This window comes from Nostoc sp. DedQUE08, assembly GCF_034530895.1.
Lineage (GTDB): Bacteria > Cyanobacteriota > Cyanobacteriia > Cyanobacteriales > Nostocaceae > Nostoc.
Window position 1 is genome coordinate 1 of record NZ_JAVRCD010000117.1, and the last position, 2,668, is coordinate 2,668.

General features: G+C 41.5%; 2 protein-coding genes. Both read right to left on the bottom strand.

Features of this window, described 5'->3' with window-relative positions; genetic code table 11:
• Nucleotides 1–251: 251 nt before the first annotated feature.
• Nucleotides 252–923, bottom strand: a complete 672-nt coding sequence (locus RMY64_RS36200; protein WP_322674464.1) for a pentapeptide repeat-containing protein — start codon at nt 921–923, stop codon at nt 252–254.
• Nucleotides 924–1,096: 173 nt separating this feature from the next.
• The gene (locus RMY64_RS36205) at nt 1,097–1,591 is read right to left on the bottom strand and encodes a hypothetical protein (protein ID WP_322674463.1); all 495 of its coding nucleotides are present in this window, start codon (nt 1,589–1,591) and stop codon (nt 1,097–1,099) included.
• Nucleotides 1,592–2,668: the final 1,077 nt, after the last annotated feature.

Here is a 2,668-nt window from a genome sequence, read left to right on the forward strand (position 1 = left end):
GATTGCTTTCTCATTTCGGTAGATTCAGCAAGCAAAAAGGCATATTGCTTTCTCATTTGGGTAGATCGCGTACTCATTGTAGTGTTTTAGGCAAGCAAACAGGCATATAGCAGTTTTCAATTGCATTGCATAGGAGTCATTTATGCACCAATACGTTTCAGTTAAGGGTTATTAGTGTGGATAATTGGTTTTTTTAGACGCGATAAATCGCGTCTCTACATGAGGATTTTGGTGTTATGGCGCCACCTTAGTTATTGATAAATTGAACCATCAGGCATAATTGCCCCTGCTAAGTTAGTCCCAACTAATTTAACCAGAAGCCGCTCACCAGAACGAATCCGCGCTCCCGTCAAGTCGGCTCCTCGCAAGTCGGCTCCACTGAGATCCGCTCCAATCAAATTAGCGGCGCGTAAATTCGCTTCCCTGAGATCGGCTAAAAGTAGATTTGCCCGAAATAAATTTGCTTCAGATAAATTTGCACCTCTGAGGTTGACTTTGTGCATAAAAGTATCGCTGAGATTAGCACCGCTCAAATTGGCATAACTCAGATTTCTGCCAGATAAGTCTTTATTGCTCAAATTTGCCCGACTGTAGTCTTTGCCGCTTAAATCTGAGTTTTGTTTTGGTGGTTTCTGGGTTGGTTGAGATGGTTTTTCCTGTTGAGGTGACGGTGAGTAATGTGTGGTTTGATATGTAGTTTGATGTGTGGTTTGAGGTTTGGTTTTTAGAGAGCGCAACTTTTCACGAGCTTCATTTATAGCTTTCAGCTTGTCTTGTGCTTTCTGCTGTAAACGGAGATTGTCTTTGGGAATGCGATCGGGATGCCAAACAAAAACTAAATCTTTGTAAGCCTGGTTCACTTCTTCAAGTGTTGCTCCAGGCTCTAATTCCAAAACTCTATAGTACCGCTCCAGATCGCTCATACGATATTTTGGTGGACAATCAACTTAATTATGAGTGATGGAGTCATTTATACGCTGCATCATTTGTTATGGATTATGGGGCATGGGGCATGGGGCATTGGGCATGGGGCATTGGGCATGGGGCATTGGGCAGAAGTTTTTTAATTTTTAATTTTTAATTTTTAATTGATTTCTCATCTCCCCATCTCTCCATTTCTCCATCGAGCGATCGCTCGAAAATATGCTGCAATTGGAATCTGATAAACTTCAATATAAATCCAAACAATAATTGATAAATGTGATAAGAAAGTTAATATTGTCCAAATATATGGCATCCAGGTAATGGGTTCTTTCAGATTAGCAGGAAAATAGTAAGCTACTATGCCAATTAGAGTAGTGGGAAGAATTATAAAAACTGCTGCTGCTAATCCATAACCCCAACCTAATTCCATACCTTCCAACTGGCCTTCTGTCCAATTAAACCCATTCCAACGCCAAGTTAAAGGTGGTTGCCTAGAAGGCATCTTGATTTGCTGTTGCTCTAAGTTGACTGTAAAAATCTCTTGGCAAAAGTCACAAGCCATAGCTTCCATCAATGGCATGTGAGAAATCTTACCTATTCGACAGACTGGGCAGGGGTAAGCTCCATAATAGTCGAAAGATTGGGTTAAGATTTTGGAACTGGGCATAATGAGACAGATGATCCTAAAAAATTGATCTGGTCAATGAGAACTTGGGTAATAATGTATGGCGGTATGGCGGTTGTCAATTTCCTGCAATAAGCTTTCGTAAGATGAAGTCAGGAGAATTATATATTTTAACTTCTCAATCCTGAATTTTTCTTCTGAGGTTATATACAGCAGTTTTCTTTTGCATAAGGTATAAAGCCACTGGTTTTGAGGCAGGAGGCAGGAGGCAGGAGGCAAAAGGCAGGAGGCAGAAGAATAATTTGATTTGTGAATCCTTGGTTATGTACCTTATTTAGTTGCAAACTGCTGTAACTATTGCGATCTTTAATGACAAGCCCTTCTCTACGAGAGGCTGCGCCAACGGGTTCGGAGGTTCGCAATCGACGGAACCGCCAAGACTGCGACCCCCTCACCGCTTTTTTCGTCTACGCAAATAAGCAACTAGTACAATCAGAACAGAGTGTGATTTTGAATTGTGCAAAGCGTTATAGTCTTAATCCCCAGAGTTGTACTGAGTCTATCGTTTTTTTATAGTTTGTGCAGGTCTTGACAAAGCCCACTCTTGCTGCTACGTTTACATTAGATAGGTATATTTCTTAAGTTTTCTAGTAAAAAGCCCGCAAATGCTTAACACAAATTCCTATTTTTATTTTTGGTTTAGGGTGGTTCACCGGGGGTGAATTAAGTTTCCTAATGGAAACCGCTCGGTGAACCGCAGAGCAAACTCTGCGGTTTTTGTTTTTTTAAGGAGAATTTCATTGTCATGACTTATTTCATTAGTTGGTTTTATGGCTTTTACTTTTGGCCCAGAATAAATTCCGGGTAAATAGCGTCATGCCAATGAATCAGAACGCGCCCGGAACTTTTAAAGGTTTCGGGCTTTTTTATTATTTGGGAATGGGAATGGGGCATTGGGGATGGGGCATGGGGAATAGACGGACAACGGAGACAAGGGAGAGATGAGGGAATGAGGGAGAAGAATTAATAACCAATTCCCAATCCCCAATGCCCAATCCCCAATGCCCAATCCCCAATCCCCAATCCCCAATCCCCAATCCCCAATCCCCAATCCCCAAT

Excerpts from the sequence above, each read along its gene's own strand:
- RMY64_RS36205 (WP_322674463.1), bottom strand. The coding sequence starts at position 1,591 with ATGCCCAGTTCCAAAATCTTAACCCAATCTTTCGACTATTATGGAGCT.
- RMY64_RS36200 (WP_322674464.1), bottom strand. The coding sequence starts at position 923 with ATGAGCGATCTGGAGCGGTACTATAGAGTTTTGGAATTAGAGCCTGGA.